Consider the following 21,255-nt stretch of genomic DNA (forward strand, 5'->3'; position numbering starts at 1 on the left):
CGACCCTACCTGGCGTCGGTCACCCCGGCGCGGTCACCCTTACCCTTCTTCTAAGCGTTCTGCCGAATATCCGTGCGCCGCGGCCACATCCGGATGGGCCCGCAGCCTGCTCTTCCAGGCGTTGCGACCATAGACCGCGAAGATCGGATCCGAGGGATCATCCACGCGCTGCGCGCGTGCCTCGAGCTCGTCGGGCAGCGACAGCACCGGGATCCGCGCGTCCAGGCGCGGGTTGAAGAAGAACGGCACCGAGATGCGCTCGCCCGCGGGTCCCGGCAGGTTGACCCGGTGCTCGGTGGCCCGCAGGTAGCCGCGGGTGGCCACCTCCAACAATTCGCCGATGTTGACGATGAACGCCCCCTCGCGCGGCGGGACGTCGATCCAGTCTTCATCGGAGTTTCTGGCCGGCCGCACCTGCAGGCCCGTGCTTCCCGGCTCGGCCAGCAACAGGGTCAGCACCCCGGCGTCGCGGTGCGCGCCCACGCCCTGCGCGCTGGCGGCGCTGCCCGGGTAGCGGATGATCTTGATCAGCGTGGCTGGTGCCTCGACGAAGGCCGCGTCGAACACGTCGGGCGGGCTGCCCAGCGCGGCCGCCCAGTGCCGCAGCAGGGTGCGGGCCACCGCGGACAGCGCGGCGTCCCACTCCGCGACGATCCCGGGCAGGTCCGGCAGCGCGCGCGGCCACTGGTTCGGGCCCTGCAGCCACCGATAGTCGGACTTGTCCAGCCCGCCGATCGGCGGTCGCTGCGGCCCGACGTCGATCTGCTCGCGCCAATCGACCTCCCCGCGGGTCAGCTCGCCGCCGAGCCGGGTGTAACCGCGGAAATGGGGGCTGCGCACCATCGCGACGGCGTCCTTATCGGGTTGCGGCAGCGCGAACAGCCGGCGCGCGGCGTCCAGGACCCGCGCCACCAAGTCCGGCGGCACGCCGTGCCCGGTCAGATAGAAGAAGCCCACCTCGTGGCCGGCCTCGCGCAGCCCGTCGCGCAGGCGGCCGGGGTCGGCCCGCAGGTCCACTGTGGGCAGCGCAGTGACGCCACGCACACCGGTCATATGCGCGGCATCGACGCAGGTAAATCGCATTCCGACGGCATGACCTGCAGCTTCCCAACCGGTTGGTTAATTAGGCAATGAAATCTAGCTCACATTGGCTTGCATACTGCTGACGCTAGCGATATTTTAGCGGTGTTACTGGTGGGTAACTTAGACCTAGTACCCAACCACAAGTGGCATTCTCAACGAGGAGGACCGTAGTGAGCCACTACAAGAGCAACGTCCGCGACCAAGCGTTCAACCTGTTCGAAGTTCTGGGCGTGGACAAGGCATTGGGCCAAGGCGATTACAGCGATCTGGACGCCGACACGGCCCGGGAAATGTTGAACGAGATCAGCCGGCTGGCCGAAGGGCCGATCGCCGACTCGTTCGTCGAGGGCGACCGCAATCCGCCCGTCTTCGACCCGAAGACGCACTCGGTGACCCTGCCCGAATCTTTCAAGAAGTCGGTCCACGCCGTCATCGAGGCCGGATGGGACAAGGTCGGCATCGACGAGGCCCTTGGCGGTGTCGCGATGCCCAAGTCGCTGCTGTGGGCGCTGCACGAGCACATCCTGGGTGCCAACCCGGCCGTGTGGATGTACGGCGGTGGCGCGGGCTTCGCCAACATCCTGTACCACCTCGGTACCGAAGAGCAGAAGAAGTGGGCCGTGCTGGCCGCCGAGCGCGGCTGGGGTTCGACCATGGTGCTCACCGAGCCGGACGCCGGCTCCGACGTGGGCGCCGGCCGCACCAAGGCGGTCCAGCAGGAGGACGGTTCCTGGCACATCGACGGTGTGAAGCGGTTCATCACCTCCGCCGACTCCGGCGACCTGTTCGAGAACATCTTCCACCTGGTGCTGGCGCGCCCCGAGGGTGCCGGACCGGGCACCAAGGGCCTGTCGTTGTTCTTCGTGCCCAAGTTCCTGTTCGACTTCGAGACCGGTGAGCTGGGCGAGCGCAACGGTGTCTACGTCACCAACGTCGAGCACAAGATGGGCCTGAAGGTATCGGCGACGTGCGAGCTGAGCTTCGGCCAGCACGACGTCCCCGCCAAGGGCTGGCTGGTCGGCGAGGTGCACAACGGCATCGCGCAGATGTTCGAGGTCATCGAGCAGGCCCGCATGATGGTCGGCACCAAGGCCATCGCGACCCTGTCGACGGGTTACCTGAACGCGCTGGAGTACGCGAAGTCTCGCGTGCAGGGCGCCGACATGACCCAGATGACCGACAAGACCGCGCCGCGGGTGACCATTACGCACCACCCCGACGTGCGCCGCTCGCTGATGACCCAGAAGGCCTACGCCGAGGGTCTGCGCGCGCTGTACCTGTTCACGGCGACCTACCAGGACTCGGCGGTCGCCGAGGCCCTGCACGGCGTCGACGCCGAACTGGCGGTCAAGGTCAACGACCTGATGCTGCCGGTCGTCAAGGGTGTGGGCTCGGAGCAGGCGTACGCCAAGCTCACCGAGAGCCTGCAGACCTTCGGTGGGTCCGGCTTCCTGCAGGACTACCCGATCGAGCAGTACATCCGTGACGCCAAGATCGACTCGCTCTACGAGGGCACCACCGCCATCCAGGCCCAGGACTTCTTCTTCCGCAAGATCGTCCGCGACAAGGGTGTGGCGCTGGCCCACGTGTCCGAGCAGATCCAGAAGTTCGTCGACAGCGAGTCCGGCAACGGCCGCCTGAAGACCGAGCGGGAGCTGCTGTCCAAGGCGCTGACCGACGTGCAGGCGATGGCGGCGACGCTGACCGGCTACCTGATGGCGGCGCAGGAGGACGTGACCAGCCTGTACAAGGTGGGTCTGGGTTCGGTGCGCTTCCTGATGAGCGTCGGTGACCTGGTCATCGGCTGGCTGTTGCAGCGTCAGGCGGCGGTCGCCGTTGCGGCGCTCGACGCCGGCGCCAGCGGCGAGGAGCGGTCCTTCTATGAGGGCAAGATCGCGGTGGCATCGTTCTTCGCGAAGAACTTCCTGCCGCTGCTGACCAGCACTCGTGAGGTCATCGACACGCTGGACAACGACATCATGGAGCTCGACGAGGCCGCCTTCTAGGCCGACGCGAACGACACGCGCAAATCCCCCGCTTCGCGCGCGAAGCGGGGGATTTGCCGCTTGACCAGACCGCAGAAAAGCGCTGGTAGACAGCAAAAAGGCCGCCGCTGGATCCCCTCACTCCAGCGGCGGCCCTTTTCGTACGCCAGTCCGTCGAAACGGTCCAACGCTCGCATTCGGGGGATGCCCCGTGTTGCCGTCGGGGTCGGGGGGTCAGACCACAACACGGGGCCATCCGGTGGGTCGGATACCCGCACCCCCATCTGACTAACCAGATGTGACTCAACTAATCGAGCCACCAGGGGCGACGTGCGGACGACCCGTCAGGCCTCCAGGATCGCGGCGACGCCCTGGCCGCCGGCCGCGCAGATCGAGACCAGGGCACGCACGGTGCCGCCGCCCTTCTGCTCGGCCTTGCGCTGGGCGAGCTGCTTGGCCGCCTGGGCCAGGATCCGCCCGCCGGTGGCCGCGAACGGATGGCCGGCGGCCAGCGAGGACCCGTTGACGTTGAGCTTCGACCGGTCGATCGAGCCCAGCGCGGCGTCCAGGCCGAGCCGCTCCTTGCAGTACTCCTCGGACTCCCACGCCTGCAGGTGACACAGCACCACCGACGCGAAGGCCTCGTGGATCTCGTAGAAGTCGAAGTCCTGCAGGCTCAGGCCATTGCGGGCGAGCAGCCGCGGCACCGCGTAGGTCGGGGCCATCAGCAGGCCGTCGCGCCCGTTCACGTAGTCGACCGCCGCGGTCTCCGAATCCACCAGGTAGGCCAGCGGCGTCAACGAATGAGCGGCCGCCCACTCGTCGGTGGCCAGCAGCGCCACCGACGCGCCGTCCGTCAGCGGAGTCGAGTTGCCTGCGGTCATCGTCGCGTCGCCGGCCTTCACGCCGAACACCGGACGCAGCTTCGCCAGCTTCTCCGCCGACGAGTCCGCGCGCAGGTTGTCGTCGCGGTACAGCCCCAAGAACGGGGTGACCAGGTCGTCGAAGAAGCCGCGGTCGTAGGCGGCGGCCATGTTGCGGTGGCTGGCCGCAGCCAGCTCGTCCTGGGCCACCCGGGTGATGCCCATCTTCTTGGCGGTGAGCGCCTGGTGCTCCCCCATGGACAGCCCGGTGCGGGGTTCGCTGTTGACCGGGATCTCGACGCCCAGGGTCGCGGGCAGCGTGCCGACCAGCTTCAGCCGCTGCACGTTGGACTTGGCCCGGCGCAGCTTGAGCAGCGTGCGGCGCAGGTTGTCGCCCAGACCGATCGGGGCGTCGGAGGTGGTGTCCACGCCGCCGGCGGCGGCCACCTCGTAGCGTCCGGCCGCGATGCCCTCGGCGGCGGCGACGGCCGCCTGCAGCCCGGTCCCGCAGGCCTGCTGCAGGTCGAATGCGGGCGTGTAGGAGGACAGCTGCGAACCGAGCACGCACTCGCGCGTCAGGTTGAAGTCGCGGCTGTGCTTGAGCACGGCGCCGCCGACCACCACGCCCAGCCGTTCGCCGGCCAGCCCGAAGCGATCCACCATCCCGCCCAGGGCGGCGGTGAACATGTCCTGGTTGGACGCCTCCGCGTAGGCCCCGTCCGACCGGGCGAATGGGATGCGGTTGCCGCCCAGGACGGCCACGCGCCGACGCTCGGAACTGCGCTGTTTACTTGCCTCAGAGCTTGCAGGGGCCACTGTTCTTCTCCGTGTTTCTGCGGTCTATCGGTTTGGGAATCACCCGTCTGGGGCCATAATACCCACTGTTCTTACTCTGCAGTAAGTTCGTCCCCGATACGGTTGTGCTGTAGGCATACCCTGACTTCGCAAGAACATGAAAGGTAGCTCCGGTGGCTCCCAAGGCTTCGTCCGATCTGTTCTCTCAGATCGTCAATTCCGGTCCTGGATCGTTTCTCGCCAAGCAGCTCGGCGTTCCCCAGCCCGAGACGCTGCGCCGCTACCGGGCCGGTGAACCGCCGCTGGCCGGCGCGCTGCTGATCGGCGGGGAGGGCAGGGTCGTCGAACCGCTGCGCGCGGCGCTGGACGCCGACTACGACCTGGTGGGCAACAACCTGGGCGGTCGGTGGGCCGACAAGTTCGGCGGCCTGGTGTTCGATGCCACCGGCATCACCACGCCCGAGGGGCTCAAGGGGCTGTACGAGTTCTTCACCCCTCTGCTGCGCAACCTGGGCCACTCCGCGCGCGTGGCCGTGGTCGGCACCACGCCCGACGCTGCCGCCAGCCCACACGAGCGGATCGCGCAGCGCGCGCTGGAGGGCTTCACCCGCTCGCTGGGCAAGGAGCTGCGCAACGGCACTACGGTGGCCCTGGTCTACCTGTCGCCGGACGCCAAACCCGCCGCGACGGGCCTGGAATCGACGATGCGGTTCATCCTGTCGGCCAAGTCCGCGTACGTCGACGGCCAGGTCTTCTACGTCGGGGACGCGGACTCCACGCCCCCGGCCGACTGGGACCGCCCGCTGGACGGCAAGGTCGCCATCGTCACGGGCGCGGCCCGCGGAATCGGTGCCACGATCGCCGAGGTGTTCGCCCGCGACGGCGCGCGCGTGGTCGCGATCGACGTGGAATCGGCGGCCGAGACGCTGGCCGAGACGGCCAGCCGGGTCGGCGGCACCGCGCTGTGGCTCGATGTCACCGCCCCCGACGCGGTCGACAAGATCACCGAGCACCTGCGCGAACACCACGGCGGCCGCGCCGACGTGCTGGTCAACAACGCCGGCATCACCCGTGACAAGCTGTTGGCCAACATGGACGACGCCCGCTGGGACGCCGTCCTGGCCGTCAATCTGCTTGCCCCGCTGCGTCTTACCGAAGGGCTGGTGTCCAACGGCGCCCTCGGCGAGGGTGGCCGGGTGATCGGTCTTTCGTCGATGGCCGGCATCGCCGGCAACCGCGGCCAGACCAACTACGCGACAACGAAGGCCGGAATGATCGGCCTCACCCAGTCGCTGGCCCCGGAGCTCTACGACAAGGGCATCACGATCAACGCGGTCGCACCGGGATTCATCGAAACCCAGATGACGGCCGCCATCCCGCTGGCCACCCGCGAGGTCGGGCGCCGGATGAACTCGCTGCTGCAGGGCGGACAGCCGGTAGACGTCGCGGAAACCATCGCCTACTTCGCCAGCCCGGCTTCGAATGCGGTGACGGGCAACGTCATTCGCGTTTGCGGCCAGGCCATGCTGGGCGCATAGGAGAACGTCATGAATCAGCCAAGCGGCCTGAAGAACATGCTGCGCGCGGCGGCCGGGGCGCTGCCCGTGGTGTCGCGCGGAAGTGAGCTGCCCACCCGCACGGTGACCATCGAGGAATTGCCGATCGACCGCGCGAACGTGGCCGAGTACGCGGGGGTGACCGGTCTGCGCTACGGCAATCACGTGCCGCTGACCTACCCGTTCGCGCTGACCTTTCCGGCGTTGATGTCGCTGGTGACCGGTTTCGACTTCCCTTTCGCCGCAATGGGATCGGTGCACACCGAGAACCACATCACGCAGTACCGCCCGATCGCGGTCACCGACACCGTCGGCGTGCGGGTGCACGCCGAGAACCTGCGCGAGCACCGCAAGGGCCTGCTGGTCGATCTGGTGACCGACGTCAGCGTTGGCAACGACACCGCGTGGCACCAGGTGACGACCTTCCTGCACCAGCAGCGGACCAGCCTGTCCGACGAACCCAAGCCGCCCCCGAAGAAGCAGCCCAAGCAGCCGCCGCCGTCCGCCGTGTTGCGCATCAGCCCGGGGCTGATTCGGCGCTATGCCGACGTCGGGGGCGATCACAACCCGATCCACACCAACTCGGTCGCGGCGAAGCTGTTCGGGTTCCCGACCGTGATCGCGCACGGAATGTTCAGCGCGGCAGCCGTATTGGCCAATGTCGAGGCGCAGATTCCCGATGCGGCCCGGTATTCGGTGCGGTTCGGCAAGCCGGTGGTGCTGCCCGCGACGACGGGGCTCTACATCGACGAGCACGACGGTGGCTGGGACATTTCGCTGCGCAACATCGCCAAGGGCTACCCACACCTGACCGGCACGGTCCGGGCGCTCTAGCGCCGACGGTGGCGTGGCTAGCCGGCCTGCGTCGTACTGCGGCCCTGAGCAAGCACTTTCAAGCCGTGGGCGCCGGTAGCGGTCAGCAGGAAAAGCAGGAACAGCCACAGCGGGGGCCGGGCGAGTTCCCACACGAAGATCGCCGCCCAGATCGGTGAGCCCTGGGTGACGGCGAGCACGCCGGCGGCGCCGGCCAGCGACACCGCTGGCAGGTGCAGGTGCGTCCCGGCCGCCCAGTTGATCAGCAAGACCAGCGCGGCCCCGGCGGCGGCGCCGGTCGCCAGCGAGGGAGTGAGCAACCCGCCGGCCCCGCCGGCGCGCAGAAACAGCGCGGTCAGTAAGGGTTTCAGCGCCAGGATCGCCAGCGCCGACAGCAGCGTCATGCCACTGGCCAGGCTGACCGTCAGGATGCTGCGGCCGTTGCCGGGTAACTCCGGCCACCAATGCGAACAGATGCCCATCACCAGGCCGGCCCCGGCGAGCGCGGGGATCAGCAGCGGAGTCCGCATCTGGCGGGCCGGGCGTGCCACGGCCATCAACCGGTTGAAGGTCAGCCCCACCGCAAGAGCCACCGGCGCCAGCAACAGTCCGTGCGCGGTCAGCAGATACGTCGACTCCTCGACCGGCCACGGCAGGTTGGGCTGATCGCGGGTGATGGCCGAACCGACGGCGACCGCCAGGCCGGACGACAGAAACGCAGCGCCCACCGCACGCGGCTGCCAGGTGGCGAGCAGGATCCGGATCGAGAACAGCGCCCCGGCCAGCGGAACCGCATACACCGCCCCCAGCCCGGCACCCGCCGCGCAGGCCAGCAGGACCTCACGGTCGCGCGCTGCGAGCCGCTTGAGCCATCCGGTTCCGAGATCGCCCAGCGCAGCGGCGAATTGACGTGGGGCCCCTTCGCGTCCCAGCGATGCTCCCGATCCGACGAGCAGCACCTGCAGCAGGGCGTCGATGCTCCAGGAAACCCGCGGGACGGGTTCGCGGCGGGCGATGGTCTGCGCCAGCGGCGGCACCTCGGCCCGGCGCCGCAGCAGCCACCAGCCCAGGCCCGCCACGGCGGCGCCGATCATCGGGCCGACGACGCGGCGGATGGGGCTGCTGGCGGCCACCCCGGCCAGCAGCGCGCCGAAACTGTAGTGGTAGGTGGCGTGCTGGACGACGCGCAGCACGAACGTCGTCGCCAATCCGGCAACTCCGGCGAGCAACCCGACGATGATTACCGCGCAGAAGAAGTCGAGGTTGCCGCGGTCCGTGCTGGGGGCTGGCATTCGGGCCACCCCACGAATGTAGGGCTAGTCGCCGGCGGCGTTCGAGCCGCCCGCGTCGGGCTGGGCCACGGCCGCTTCCCGCTCTTCCGGTGAGCCCTTGAGGCCGTACCAGAACAGGTCGATCATCAGCTGCGCCGCTTCATCGACGTCGATGTCACCGGTGCTGAGCCGATTGGCGACCGCCTCACCCGCGCCCACCAGGGCCACGGCCATCATCTCGTGCTCGCGCTCGGAGCGCGGGTTGCGGCTACCCGCCCGCATCAGCCCGGCCACCAGGTCGATGATCTGCTCGCGCCCCTCGCGGACCATGTGGGCGAACGCCTGCGAGCTGGTGGCCTGGGTGTACATCACGATCCACGACGCCCGGTTGGCGTCGATGTAGCGCATGAACGACGCGATGGTGTTGCGCAGCATGTCGTTCGGGCTCTGCTCGAAATCGATGTCGGCGCGCACCACGTCGATGAACCGGCCCATCTCCCGGTTCAGGCAGGCGCCGAACAGGTCCTCCTTGGATCCGTAGTACAGGTACAGCATCGGCTTGGAGATCTGCGCCTCGGCGGCGATGGCGTCCATCGAGGTCTCGTGGTAGCCGTTGACCGAGAACATCTGCACGGCGGCGTCGAGCATCTGCTGCTCGCGGACGGCACGCGGTAACCGCTTGGTACCACCCGCCATCGCTCGCCTCTCCAGCCCGTCTATCTGACTCAAGAGTAAGCAATGCGGCGGGCTGTCACACGCACCGCCGGCCCACGGCGGCGATCCGCTAGTGGCCGCAGTTGGGGCTGGGACCCTTCATGGCCGCCACCCGCACCAGCGATTCGTCGACCTGCTTGGCCGGCAGGTCGCCGGACGCCACCGCCTGTTGCAACCGGTCCAGGACCGCCGGCACCTCGTCGGTGGTGACCCACAGCGCGACGTCGACGCCGGCCCGCAGGCTGCGTAGCACGGCCTCGGACACCCCGTACCGGTCGGAGATGGCGGCCATGCTGGACAGGTCGTCACTGAACACCGGGCCGGTGAACGGCGGGCCCTTGTAGCCGACCCCGTTGCGCAGCAGCTGCACCGCCTCCGGGCTCAGGCTGGCCGGGGCGTCGCCGGTGAGACCGGGGACCTGCAAGTGGCCCACCATGACCCCGACCGGAGGCGAGGCCACCAGGGTCCGGTACGGCACCAGATCGTTGTTCTGCAGATCGTCCAGCGGCGGCGTGACGACACCCCCGGTGTGCGAATCACCCGAGCCGTGCCCGTGGCCGGGGAAGTGCTTGAGCACCGGCAGCAGCCCGGCGTCGCGCAGTCCCTGCGCATAGGCACCGGCGTACTCGGTGACCTTGGCCGGATCCGCGCTGAACGAACGGTTGCCGATCACGGCGTCGTCGGGCTCGTCGCTGACGTCGACGACGGGCGCGAAGTCGACCGTGATGCCCAGGCCGCGCATCTTCTTGCCACGGTCGGCCGCCAGGTCGTGCACTTGCTGGACGGTTTGCGTCTGCGCCAGCTCGCGGGGCGAGGGCGACGTCCCGATCAGCGACTTGAGCCGCGAGACCCGGCCACCCTCTTCGTCGACGCTGACCGCCAGCGGCAGCGGGCCCGCCTTGGCCGCGATGTCGGCCAGCGGCCCCTTGAAGATCGACAGGTCCGTCCAACTGCCGATGAAGATGCCGCCCACGTGGTAGCCGTTGACGACGGCGCGGGCGTCGTCGGCGTTCTTCACGCCCACCATCAGCAGTTGCGCGAGTTTGTCGCGGATGCCCAACGTCGCCGGAACCGCCGACGGGTCGGCACACACCGGCGGCGCCGGAGCGGCCACCGGCTTGCTCGACGTCTTCGTCGACGTGCCGGGTGGGTGCGCGGCGTGGTGGCCGCAACCGGCGACCAGCGCCGACGCAGCTGCAAGCACGGCCAAGGTGCGCGAAAATGCCATCGGGCCATGCTTTCACGGCGGGCGTTTCGTGCCCGGCTCCAGGGGGCATCAACGGTACGTTGCTGATCAGGGGGCTGGGGCTTGTCGGGCGCCCATTGACTGGCAGGGAGGAGCCAGCGATTAAGGGTTTCTCGTTGGCGGCCGCGATCAGCGTCGCGGTGGGGGTGTGCGTCGGGGTGGCGACGACCGTCGGGATCACGCTCGCCGTGGCCGACCGCAGCCTGGTGCAGGTGCCGAGCCTGCAGCGTCCTGCGCTTACGACCGGTCCCTACCAGGTGGAATACGGCGACCGCTGTTTTCACGGGCACTGTCTGCACTGGTGACCAGCGCTCCCGTTGGCCGGGCGCCCTTCTGCTAGGTTGGCGTAGGTCGAAAGTCACGACCGCAAGCCGACACTCAGGAGCCTTCGATGAACCGGATCGTTGCGCCCGCCGCAGCGAGCGTTGTGGTTGGCCTGTTGCTCGGCGCGGCCGCGATCTTCGGGATCACGCTGATGATCCAGCAAGACACGAAGCCGCCACTCCCCGGGGGCGATCCGCAGTCGTCAGTGCTCAACCGGGTCGAGTACGGCAACCGTAGCTAGCGGCGATCGCAAGCGCGGCGAAGCCGGGCGCAGCGGGTCGCCGCAGTCTGATCCAGCGGCTCCGACAGGGACCGAAGCGCCGGTCTCATGCTCGACGGCCGGGCCGGTGTCGCGCCGGTGGTTGTGGTTGGTCGGCGCGATCGCCCTGGCCCTGACGTTCACCCAGTCCCCCGGACAAATCTCCCCCGACACCAAGCTCGACCTGACCGCGAACCCGCTGCGCTTTCTGGCCCGGGCGACCAATCTGTGGAACAGCGAGCTGCCGTTCGGGCAGGCGCAGAACCAGGCCTACGGATACCTGTTTCCGCACGGCACCTTCTTTCTCGTCGGCCACGCGCTGGGCGTGCCCGGCTGGATCACCCAGCGGCTGTGGTGGGCGCTGCTGCTCACCGTCGGCTTCTGGGGCCTGCTGCGGGTCGCCGAGGCGTTGCGGATCGGCAGCCCGGCGTCGCGGGTGATCGCCGCGGCCGCGTTCGCGCTGTCGCCGCGGGTGCTGACCACGCTCGGCTCGATCTCGTCGGAGACATTGCCGATGATGTTGGCGCCGTGGGTGTTGCTGCCCACGATCCTCGCCCTGCGGGCCGGCGGCGACCGGTCCGTGCGAGCGCTGGCCGGGCAGGCGGGCCTGGCCATCGCGCTGATGGGCGCGGTGAACGCGATCGCGACCGCGGCCGGCTGCCTGCCGGCGGTGATCTGGTGGGCGTGCCACCGGCCGAACCGATTGTGGTGGCGCTACACAGGGTGGTGGCTGGTGGCGCTTGTGCTGGCCACGCTGTGGTGGGTGGTGGCGCTGGTGATGCTGCGCGCGATCAGTCCTCCCTTCCTGGATTTCATCGAATCGTCCGGCGTGACGACGCAATGGTCGTCACTGGTCGAGATGTTGCGCGGCACCGAAAGTTGGACCCCGTACGTGGCCCCGACCGCCACCGCGGGCGCTCCGCTGGTGACCGGGTCGGCGGCCGTGCTGGGTACCTGCCTGGTCGCGGCGGCCGGACTCGCTGGGCTGGCCGGCCGGGCCATGCCGGCGCGCGGGCGGCTGGTGACGATGCTGTTGGTCGGGGTGGTGCTGATGGCAGCCGGATACAGCGGCGGGCTGGGCTCGCCGGTGGCGCACGCGGTGCAGGCCTTCCTGGACGCCGGCGGCGCCCCGCTGCGCAACGTGCACAAGCTGGGATCGGTGATCAGGATCCCGGTGGTGCTGGGCCTCGCGCAGCTGCTGGGCCGGATACCGCTGCCGGGCAGCGCGCCAATGTCGGTGTGGCTGCGCGCCTTTGCGCACCCCGAGCGCGACAAACGGCTCGCCACCGCGATCGTGGTGGTGACGGCGCTGATGGTCAGCACGTCACTGGCGTGGACCGGTCGGCTGGCGCCGCCGGGAACCTTCACCGCGATTCCGCAGTACTGGCACGAGGCCGCCGACTGGCTCACCGAGCACAACACCGGGGCACCGACACCCGGGCGGGTGCTCGTGGTCCCGGGGGCGCCGTTCGCCACCCAGGTGTGGGGCACCAGCCACGACGAACCGCTACAGGTGCTGGGCGCCAGCCCATGGGGGGTGCGCGATTCCATCCCGCTGACCCCGCCGCAGACCATCCGGGCGCTCGATTCGGTGCAGCGCTTGTTCGCCGCGGGCCGGCCCTCGGCCGGCTTGGCAGATACCCTTGCTCGCCAAGGTATTTCCTATGTGGCGCTGCGCAACGACCTGGACCCCGACACGTCGAGGTCGGCGCGCCCGATCCTGGTGCACCGGACCGTCGACGGGTCGCCCGGACTGCGCAAGGTCGCGCAGTTCGGCGCGCCGGTGGGGCCCGGCACGCTCGCGGGTTTCGTCGCCGACAGCGGGCTGCGGCCGCGATATCCGGCGGTCGAGATTTACCGGGTGGGCGACGACAGTGCCCCCGCCACACCGTATTTCGTCGACACCGACCGACTGGCCCGGGTCGACGGCGGGCCCGAGGCGCTGCTGCGCCTTGACGAGCGGCGACGGCTGCAGGGACAGCCGCCGCTGGGCCCGGCACTGCTGACCGCTGACGCGCGTGGTGCCGGGCTGCCGGTGGACGCCGGGGTGACCATCACCGACACCCCGGTGGCCCGCGAGACGGATTACGGCCGGGTGGATCAACATTCGTCGGCGATCCGGGCCCCCGGCGATGCGCGGCACACCTACAACCGGGTGCCCGACTACCCCGTGCCGGGCGCCGACCCGGTGACCGGCGCCTGGACCGGCGGCCGGATCACGGTATCGAGCTCGTCGTCGGATTCGACCGCGATGCCCGACGTCGCACCGGCGAACTCGCCGGCCGCCGCGATCGACGGCGACTCCGCGACCGCCTGGGTGTCCAACTCGCTGCAGGCCGCCGTCGGTCAGTGGATGCGGATCGATTTCGACCATCCGGTGACCAACGCGGCGATCACGTTGACGCCCAGCGCCACCGCCGTCGGCGCCCAGGTGCGCCGCATCCTGATCGAAACCGCTACCGGCAGCACCACTTTGCGTTTCGACGAGCCGGGCAAGCCGCTTACCGCCGCGCTCCCCTACGGCGAGACCCCGTGGGTGCGGATCACCGCCGCGGGCACCGACGACGGATCCGCCGGCGTGCAGTTCGGCATTACCGACCTGTCGATCACCCAGTACGACGCCTCGGGATTCGCCCACCAGGTCGACGTGCGGCACACCGTGCGGGTGCCCGGGCCGCCGCCGGGCGCGCCGATCGCGGGGTGGGACCTGGGATCCGAGTTGCTGGGCAGGCCGGGTTGCGCCGCGGCGCCCGACGGTGTGCGCTGCGCGCCGTCGATGGCCCTGGCCCCGGAGGAACCGGTCAATTTCAGCCGGACGCTGACCGTGCCGGCGCCGATGTCGGTGACCCCGACGGTGTGGGTGCGCCCGCGCCAGGGGCCCAAGCTGGCCGACCTGATCGCCGAGCCGAATACCGCTGTCGCCCACGGCGATTCCGACACTGTCGATATCCTGGGCTCGGCGTACGCGGCCGCCGACGGCGACCCGGCCACGGCGTGGACGGCGCCGCAGCGGGTGGTGCAGCACAAGACCCCGCCGACCCTGACGCTCACGCTGCCCCGCCCCACCGAGGTCACCGGGGTGCGGCTGGCTCCGAGCCGGCCGACGTTGCCCGCGCGCCCGACGATGGTGGCCGTCAACCTGGGCGATGGCCCGCAAGCCGCCGCGGTGAAACCCGACGGCGCGCAGACGGTGCGGCTGAAACCCCGGGTGACCGACACCGTGACCATCAGCCTGCTGAATTGGCAGGATGTCATTGACCGCAACGCTTTAGGTTTCGACCAGCTCAAGCCGCCCGGGCTGGCCGACGTCGCGGCGCTGGGCACCGACGGCAACCCGATCGCGCCCGCCGACGCGGCCCGCAACCGCACCCGGGAGATCAGCGTCGGCTGCGATCGCGGACCCGTCGTCGCGGTCGCGGGCCGGTTCGTACACACCGCGATCCGCACCACCGTGGGGGCGATCCTCGATGACGTGCCCGTCGCAGCGGTGCCCTGCGAACGCGACCCGATCGCGCTGCCCGCCGGCCAACAGGAGCTGCTGATCAGCCCCGGCGCCCAGTTCGTCGTGGACGGAGCCGAACTGACCGCGGCGGCCGCCACCGAAGTCGCACGGCCGCTGCGTGTTTCATCCTGGCGGGCCTGGGGTCCGGATCGCCGCGACGTGCAGGCACCCGCCTCGTCGACCTCCCGGGTGCTGGTCATCCCGGAAAGCATCAACCCGGGCTGGGTGGCGCGCACCGGCGCCGGCGCCCGCTTGACGCCGATCGCCGTCAACGGGTGGCAGCAGGGCTGGTTGGTTCCCGCGGGCGACCCCGGCACCATCACGCTGACGTTCGCCTCCAACTCGCTCTACCGCGCCGGCCTGGCGGTGGGCCTGGCGCTGCTGCCGCTGCTGGCGATGCTCGCGCTCTGGCGCACCCGAAGGAAGGACGACGGCGACGCGCCCGCGCGGCCGTGGCGGCCCGGGCCATGGGCGGCCGTCCCGGCGCTGGCCGCCGCGGGGGTGATCGCCGGCCTGGGCGGTGTCGCGGTGATGGGGGCCGCGCTGGGTCTGCGGTATGCGCTGCGCCAGGGGCGCTGGGAACGCCTCAGCGTGCTGGGCAGCGCCGGCGGTCTGATACTGGCCGGCGCGGTCTTGTCACGACAGCCGTGGCGGTCGGCCGACGGCTACGCCGGCCATTCCGCCGGTGTCCAGCTGCTGGCGCTGATTTCGCTTGCGGTGCTTGCTTCTTCGGTGGTTGCGCTCCCCGAACGTGCGCCGGGACCGCGCGACGAATAGTTGGCGGGCTATTGGCTACCCGTTTACCGGCTGATTGACTAGATATGCGGGTTGGCGTAACCGTCACCAACCGAGGAGTTAGCGCCATGGACTGGTTTTCCGCGCCCCAATATTGGGTGGGCCGACTGGTGCTCGAGCGCGGCACCGCGGCGATTTTTCTGATCGGCTTCGTTGCCGCCGCGGTCCAGTTCCGTGCACTCATCGGCGAGCGCGGCATCCTGCCCATCCCGCAGTTCTTGGCGAGGCAATCCTTTTGGCGCACACCGAGCCTGTTTCACATGCGCTATTCGGATCGGCTGTTTGCGGCCGTCTCCTGGTTCGGTGCGGCGCTGTCGGTGGGGATCGTCGCCGGGGCCGCCGACGCGGTGCCGTTATGGGCCGCGATGGCGATGTGGCTGGTGCTGTGGGTGCTCTACCTGTCGATCGTCAACGTCGGGCAGACCTGGTACTCGTTCGGCTGGGAGTCGTTGCTGCTCGAAACCGGGTTCCTGATGATCTTCCTGGGAAATCACGACGTGGCGCCGCCGGTGCTGACGCTCTGGCTGGTTCGCCTGCTGTTGTTCCGGGTCGAGTTCGGCGCGGGATTGATCAAGATGCGCGGCGACCCGTGCTGGCGCGATCTGACGTGTTTGTACTACCACCACGAGACGCAACCCATGCCGGGACCGTTGAGCTGGTTCTTCCACCATCTGCCCAAACCCCTGCACCGGATAGAGGTGGCGGGCAACCACTTCGCGCAGCTGATCGTGCCGTTCGGATTGTTTGCGCCGCAGCCGGTGGCCAGTGTGGCCGCCGCGATCATCGTGATCACCCAGTTGTGGCTGGTCGCCTCGGGCAATTTCGCGTGGCTCAATTGGGTGACAATCATGTTGGCGTTCAGCGCCATCGACGACGCGTCGCTCGCGCTGCTTCTGCCCAAGGGCCTCGTCCCGGCGCATCCGGGCCTGGCGGCCACACCGCTGTGGTTCGTCGGGCTGGTGGCCGCCGTCACCGCCGCGGTGCTGTTCATGAGCTACTGGCCGCTGGCAAACATGTTGTCTTCTCGGCAGCGAATGAACATGTCGTTCAACTCATTTCATTTGGTGAACACCTACGGTGCGTTCGGTAGCATCGGGAGGATCCGGCGAGAGGTGGTGATCGAAGGTACCGACGAGGCCGTGATCACCAGCCAAACCGTCTGGAAGGAATACGAATTCAAGGGCAAGCCGGGGACGCCGCGCCGGCTACCGCGACAGTGGGCGCCGTATCATCTGCGCCTGGACTGGCTGATGTGGTTCGCCGCGATCTCACCGGGGTACGCACAGCCGTGGCTGAGGCCATTCTTGCAGCGGCTGCTGGCAAACGATCGACCGACCCTGCGGTTGTTGCGCCACAACCCGTTTCCCGATTCACCGCCCCGGTACGTGCGGGCACAGCTCTACCAGTACCGCTTCACCACGCCGGCCGAGCTGCGCCACGGCCGGGCGTGGTGGCATCGCGCCCTGATCGGCGGTTACGTGCCACCGATGGCCCGGTCGACGACGAGCAGCGCCAACTGAGTGTCGGGCCAGCGGCTACTTCTGGTAGGACAGCGCCCCGGTGCCCGCGAGCTTGCCGCCCTCGACGATCAGATACTCGGGGCGGATGGGCTTGCCGGCGAACCAGCTCTCCAGGATTTCCCTGGTACCGGCGGCGTACCGCGCCTGGGCAGACAGCGTGGTGCCCGAAACATGCGGCGTCATAGCGTTATTCGGCATCGTCCGCCACGGGTGGTCGGACGGCGGTGGCTGCGGGTACCACACGTCGCCGGCGTAGCCCGCCAGCTGCCCGGACCTCAGGGCGGCCGCGATCGCCTCCGGGACGGTCTCCTCGGCGCGGGCGGTGTTGACGATGTAGGAGCCACGCCGCATCGTCGAGATCAGCCTCTCGTCGAACATCCTGCGGGTATCGTCGTACAGCGGCGAGTGGATGGACACCACGTCGACGGCCTTCACCAGCGACTCGACGTCGGGGTGGAACGTCACGTTCAATTTCTTTTCCACTTCGGGCGAAAGCCGGCGTGTGTCTGTGTAGTGCAGGTTGACGTCGAACGGCGCCAGCCGGCGCAGCACGGCGCGCCCGATCCGGCCGGCGGCGATCAGCCCGACGTCCATCCCCTCGAGGTCGTAGGCACGCTCGACGCAATCGGCGATGTTCCAGCCGCCCTCGGCCGCCCACCGATGCGACGGGACGAAATTGCGCACCAGCGCCAGGATCTGCATCACGGTGTGCTCGGCGACGCTGATGCTGTTGCTGTACGTCACCTCGGCCACCGTGATCCCGCGCGCTTGCGCCGCGTCCAGATCCACGTGATCCGAGCCGATGCCGGCCGTCAACGCGAGCTTGAGTTCCGGCGCCTTCGCGATGCGTTCCTTGGTCAGGTAGGCGGGCCAAAATGGCTGCGAGATAACGATTTCGGCGTCGGCCAGCTCACGCTCGAATTCGGAGTCGGGGCCGTCCTTGTCCGACGTGACCACCAATTCGTGACCGGTGGCTCCGAAGAACTCGCGCAGTCCCAGGGCACCCGAAACGCAGCCGAGCAGCTCACCGGGGCTGAAGTCGACCTTCGACGGGGTCGGCACGGTGCTGCCGTCGGGGTATCCGTGGATCGTCGGGATGCTGTCGCGCGCATAGGTCGGCGGGTACCCGTCGACGGGGTCTGGGTAGAGCACCATCACACACTTGGCCATCGAATTCTCCTTTAACCGGCAACTGAGTCCAGTCTCGGAGCTCTCCCCCCGCGGTGTCCAAGATACGATTCCGACCGGCTGATAGGCGGCGCCGATCAGCCGCGGCTAGGACAGCTCGCTGAGCGTCGCACCGATGCGGGCCTCGCGTGCGGTTCGTCGCAGCGCGCGCGCCAACAGCGAGCCCGGCTCCGCACGGTTGGTCACCAGCGCTATCAACGCGGTGACCGACGGGCGCCGAAGCCGGAGCACGCTCACCCCGGCGGGGACGCCCAGCGTGTGGATCCACGGTTGCGGCACGATGCTCGCCCACCGGCCGGTGCGGACGTGTGCGAATAGCGCGGCCACGGAATCGGTTTCCAGCTGCGCGGTCACTTGCAGCCCGTGGGTGGCCAAGGCGTCGTCGATGACCCGGCGACCCCGCATGCCCTGCGTCAGCAAGCACAGCGGTAGCTGCACGGCGTCCGACCAGGCCATGGTTTTCTCCTCGCGGTCAAGCAGTTCGGCGGCGGCGATGAGCACCGGCTGCTCGTGGTACAGCGGGGTGACCAAGAGATCGGCCGTGTCCTGTTGGTCGGGGTACAGGATGCCCGCGTCCAATTCGAACTTACGGACCCGTTCCACGATCCCCGCGGAGCGCAGGTTGGCCTCGAGCCGAACCCGCACCAACGGATGTGCCGCACAGAACGGATCCGTGAGCAGCGCCACGGTGGTGGAGGCGGCCGGCACCACGCCGAGTCGCAGTTCGCCGGTCAGGCCGGCCCGCAGCGCGGTGACTTCCTGTCTGAGGGCGTCGCGGTCGGCCAGAATGCGGCGCGCCCACGGCACCAGCCGCTCGCCTTCCGGGGTGAGACCCTCGAACTTCTGTCCGCGCCGCACCAACGGGACGTTGAGTTCGGATTCGAGCTTGCGGATCGCTTCCGAGAGCGCGGGCTGTGACACGTAGCAGGCGCTCGCGGCGCGCGCGAAGTGGCGCTCTTGGGCGAGCGCGACGAAGTACTCCAGCTGACGGAACAGCATCCATCCATTCGATCATGCGTCGCCCCCCGGTAAAGATTTGCTACGCGGCTGTCAACTATCCGTTAACCGGGTGGCACCTCCCGCGCCAACCACGGATGGTGAGAACACGACGCTGCAGAACGTGGTGTCCCGAGGTTGGCGTGGACGGTGATGTCGAAGTCTTGTCAGTGCGAGCCGGGGTCGATCAGCGAATTCGCCTCGCCCAGGTCCGTCAGACCACGAACCCTGCTGCGAGGGAAGCCCACGTCTGAACTCCTTGCCGCCGCGGCGATCTCTGGTGCCTGTGCGGTCGGATTGGCAGCACCGGCGCAGGCGGGGGACGGTTACATCGCGATCGCAGGATCCGACTCCAGTCATTCCGTCGAGATCACGGCGGGTGGCAGCCTTGCCAGTCTGGATTCCGTTGAAGACTATGCGGTGAACCACTGCGCCGAAAGGCATGGCGCAAGCGACTGCCGCATTCTCGCCGTGGGAGTGGGTGGCTGCGTAGCCCTCTCCGACGATGGTCACCGCTTCGTCGGGGCCTGGGGCGCCACCCGCAACGCCGCCGGTGCCGCGGCGGTGGCCAAGGTGGGGCTTGCGGGGGCGGCCGTGCACGTCGCTCGCTGCGTCGGCGATCCGGGTCTCAACACCGCGGTACAGCATCCGTTTTGGGTCACGCAGTGAACCTCGGTATGAAGGACATTGTCACAGCGTTTCGTCCAGTTCGCCGAGGCGGTCGGTCAACCGCAGATTCTCGGAGTAGTCGACCGGGCAACTGATCAGCGAGACGCCGTCGTCGTCCAGCGCGGTCCGCAGCGTCGGCAGCAGCTCGTCGGCGCTGTTGATCCGATATCCCTTGGCGCCGAAGCTTTCCGCGTACATGACCACGTCGGGGTTGTTGAACTTCACGTAGTAGTGTTCCCCGAGCTCGAGGTCCATCTTCCATTCGATGAGGCCGTAACCGCCGTCCTCCCAGATCAGCACCACCAGCGGGATGCGTTCGCGCACGGCGGTCTCGATCTCCTGCGAGTTCATCAGGAACGCGCCGTCGCCGACGACGGCCAGCACCTTGCAATCCGGCTGCGCCAGCTTGACGCCCAGCGCCCCCGGTAGGGCAAAACTCATGGTGGACAACCCGTTTGAGATCAGGCAGGTGTTCCGCTCGTACGTCGGGTAGAGCCGGGCCATCCACATCTTGGTGGCGCCGGTGTCGACCAGCACGATGTCACTGCGGCCCAGGGCCGCGCGGGTGTCGGCGACCACCCGCGCCGGCGCCAGCGGGTAGCGCGAGTCCTGTTGACCCCGTGCGAACTCTTCGGCCAACAGGCCCGAGCCGGGCACCTCGGCCGCGTGAGCGAAGGTGTGACCGGAGAGCGCATCGGTCAGGGCGTTCAGCGAATCGCTGATGTCGCCGATGATCCCCACGTCCACCGAGTAGTGGGCGTCGACCTCGGCCGGGAACCGGTGAATGTGGATGATCTTCTTGTCGGCCTGCGGGTTGATCCGCACCGGGTCGAACTCCTGCAACTCGTAGCCGACGGCGATGACGGCGTCGGCGTTGTCGAACCCGAAGTTGACGTAGTCGTGCCGCATGAAGCCCAGCGTGCCGATGCTGTTGGGGTGGTCGTCGGGCATGACGCCCTTGCCGTGGAAGGTGTTGGCCACCTGAATACCGAACTCTTCGGAGAAGCGCACCAGGGCCTCGGTGGCGTCGGCGCGGGCGGCGCCATGCCCGGCCAGCAGCACCGGGCGCTTCGCGCCGCGCAGGACGTCGACGGCGCGCGCCACCTGGCGCGGGGCCGGGGCGTCGGCGCGGACGACGTTGCGCGGCAACGGTCCCAGGTCGTAGTCGGTCTCGTCGGCGTCGATGTGCTCGGGTACCGCAAGGTAGACCGCGGCAGGGCGCTCGGACTCGGCGAGCTTGAACGCCTTGCGGACCATCTCGGGGATGGCGCGCGCGGTCGGGATGTCCGCCGCCCATCGGGTGATGGGGGCGAACATCGAGACCAGGTCGACGTACTGGTGTGACTCCTTGAACTCCCGGTCGTGACCCACCTGCGCGGAGATGGCGACCAGCGGGGTGCTGTTGGTGGTGGCGTCGGCCGTACCGAGCTGCATGTTGATCGCGCCCGGACCCAGCGTGGCCGACACCACCGCGGCCCGCCCGGTGACCCGGCCGTACATCTCGGCCATGAACGAGGCGGCCTGCTCGTGCCTGGTCAGCACGTAGCGGATGGACGAGGACGCCAGCGCCTGCACGAATCGGATGTTCTCCTCGCCGGGCACCCCGAATACGACGGAGACACCCTCGTTTTCCAGGCACTTGACGATCAGCTCAGCGGCTCTGCTCATCCGACACC

General features: G+C 68.9%; 16 protein-coding genes. 8 read left to right on the forward strand and 8 right to left on the reverse strand.

What is annotated here, in order from left to right; all coding sequences use genetic code 11:
• Nucleotides 1-39: 39 nt before the first annotated feature.
• Entirely contained in the window at nt 40-1,053 is a 1,014-nt protein-coding gene (locus tag B8W69_RS17765; RefSeq protein WP_085291125.1) for an isopenicillin N synthase family dioxygenase, read from the reverse strand.
• 200 nt (nt 1,054-1,253) lie between these two features.
• On the opposite strand from B8W69_RS17765, the gene B8W69_RS17770 reads away from it, so the two are divergent.
• A complete protein-coding gene (locus B8W69_RS17770) occupies nt 1,254-3,089 on the forward strand; it encodes an acyl-CoA dehydrogenase (protein WP_085291126.1) in 1,836 nt (611 codons plus the stop codon).
• Between the two features lie 323 nt (nt 3,090-3,412).
• Here the strand turns inward: B8W69_RS17770 and B8W69_RS17775 are convergent, their stop codons facing one another.
• On the reverse strand, nt 3,413-4,747 hold the full coding sequence (locus B8W69_RS17775; protein WP_085291127.1) for an acetyl-CoA C-acetyltransferase: 1,335 nt from the start codon (nt 4,745-4,747) through the stop codon (nt 3,413-3,415).
• Between the two features lie 152 nt (nt 4,748-4,899).
• On the opposite strand from B8W69_RS17775, the gene B8W69_RS17780 reads away from it, so the two are divergent.
• Nucleotides 4,900-6,264: a 3-oxoacyl-ACP reductase gene (locus B8W69_RS17780; RefSeq protein WP_085291128.1), complete on the forward strand. Its 1,365-nt coding sequence runs from the start codon at nt 4,900-4,902 to the stop codon at nt 6,262-6,264.
• A 9-nt stretch (nt 6,265-6,273) separates the two neighbouring features.
• Entirely contained in the window at nt 6,274-7,116 is an 843-nt protein-coding gene (locus tag B8W69_RS17785) for a MaoC/PaaZ C-terminal domain-containing protein (RefSeq protein ID WP_085291129.1), read from the forward strand.
• Between the two features lie 17 nt (nt 7,117-7,133).
• Here B8W69_RS17785 and B8W69_RS17790 read toward each other — a convergent pair whose 3' ends face one another.
• From B8W69_RS17790 to B8W69_RS17800, 3 genes are all read right to left on the reverse strand, one after another.
• Nucleotides 7,134-8,387, reverse strand: a complete 1,254-nt coding sequence (locus tag B8W69_RS17790; RefSeq protein ID WP_085291130.1) for a chloride channel protein — start codon at nt 8,385-8,387, stop codon at nt 7,134-7,136.
• A 24-nt stretch (nt 8,388-8,411) separates the two neighbouring features.
• Nucleotides 8,412-9,062 carry a TetR/AcrR family transcriptional regulator gene (locus tag B8W69_RS17795; protein ID WP_085291131.1) on the reverse strand — a complete coding sequence of 217 codons (651 nt, stop codon included), beginning with the start codon at nt 9,060-9,062 and terminating at the stop codon, nt 8,412-8,414.
• Between the two features lie 88 nt (nt 9,063-9,150).
• The gene (locus tag B8W69_RS17800; protein WP_085291132.1) at nt 9,151-10,308 is read right to left on the reverse strand and encodes a glycoside hydrolase family 3 N-terminal domain-containing protein; all 1,158 of its coding nucleotides are present in this window, start codon (nt 10,306-10,308) and stop codon (nt 9,151-9,153) included.
• Between the two features lie 134 nt (nt 10,309-10,442).
• Between B8W69_RS17800 and B8W69_RS17805 the strand changes: the two genes are divergently transcribed.
• From B8W69_RS17805 to B8W69_RS17820, 4 genes are all read left to right on the forward strand, one after another.
• Complete coding sequence (locus B8W69_RS17805) at nt 10,443-10,631, forward strand: DUF2613 family protein (protein ID WP_245843288.1); 189 nt, start codon at nt 10,443-10,445, stop codon at nt 10,629-10,631.
• A gap of 86 nt (nt 10,632-10,717) precedes the next feature.
• The gene (locus tag B8W69_RS17810) at nt 10,718-10,891 is read left to right on the forward strand and encodes a DUF2613 domain-containing protein (protein WP_085291133.1); all 174 of its coding nucleotides are present in this window, start codon (nt 10,718-10,720) and stop codon (nt 10,889-10,891) included.
• Between the two features lie 106 nt (nt 10,892-10,997).
• Entirely contained in the window at nt 10,998-15,188 is a 4,191-nt protein-coding gene (locus tag B8W69_RS17815; protein ID WP_085291134.1) for a DUF3367 domain-containing protein, read from the forward strand.
• A gap of 86 nt (nt 15,189-15,274) precedes the next feature.
• The gene (locus tag B8W69_RS17820; RefSeq protein WP_085291135.1) at nt 15,275-16,726 is read left to right on the forward strand and encodes a lipase maturation factor family protein; all 1,452 of its coding nucleotides are present in this window, start codon (nt 15,275-15,277) and stop codon (nt 16,724-16,726) included.
• A 15-nt stretch (nt 16,727-16,741) separates the two neighbouring features.
• Here the strand turns inward: B8W69_RS17820 and B8W69_RS17825 are convergent, their stop codons facing one another.
• Complete coding sequence (locus B8W69_RS17825; protein WP_085291136.1) at nt 16,742-17,896, reverse strand: NAD-dependent formate dehydrogenase; 1,155 nt, start codon at nt 17,894-17,896, stop codon at nt 16,742-16,744.
• Nucleotides 17,897-18,001: 105 nt separating this feature from the next.
• A complete protein-coding gene (locus tag B8W69_RS17830) occupies nt 18,002-18,913 on the reverse strand; it encodes a LysR family transcriptional regulator (protein WP_085291137.1) in 912 nt (303 codons plus the stop codon).
• Nucleotides 18,914-19,048: 135 nt separating this feature from the next.
• On the opposite strand from B8W69_RS17830, the gene B8W69_RS17835 reads away from it, so the two are divergent.
• The gene (locus tag B8W69_RS17835) at nt 19,049-19,579 is read left to right on the forward strand and encodes a DUF4189 domain-containing protein (RefSeq protein ID WP_245843289.1); all 531 of its coding nucleotides are present in this window, start codon (nt 19,049-19,051) and stop codon (nt 19,577-19,579) included.
• 21 nt (nt 19,580-19,600) lie between these two features.
• On the opposite strand, the gene B8W69_RS17840 is transcribed toward B8W69_RS17835, so the two are convergent.
• On the reverse strand, nt 19,601-21,247 hold the full coding sequence (locus B8W69_RS17840) for an acetolactate synthase large subunit (RefSeq protein ID WP_085291139.1): 1,647 nt from the start codon (nt 21,245-21,247) through the stop codon (nt 19,601-19,603).
• Nucleotides 21,248-21,255 lie beyond the last annotated feature (8 nt).

This window comes from Mycolicibacterium vulneris (genome assembly GCF_002104765.1).
Classification (GTDB): Bacteria; Actinomycetota; Actinomycetes; order Mycobacteriales; family Mycobacteriaceae; genus Mycobacterium; species Mycobacterium vulneris.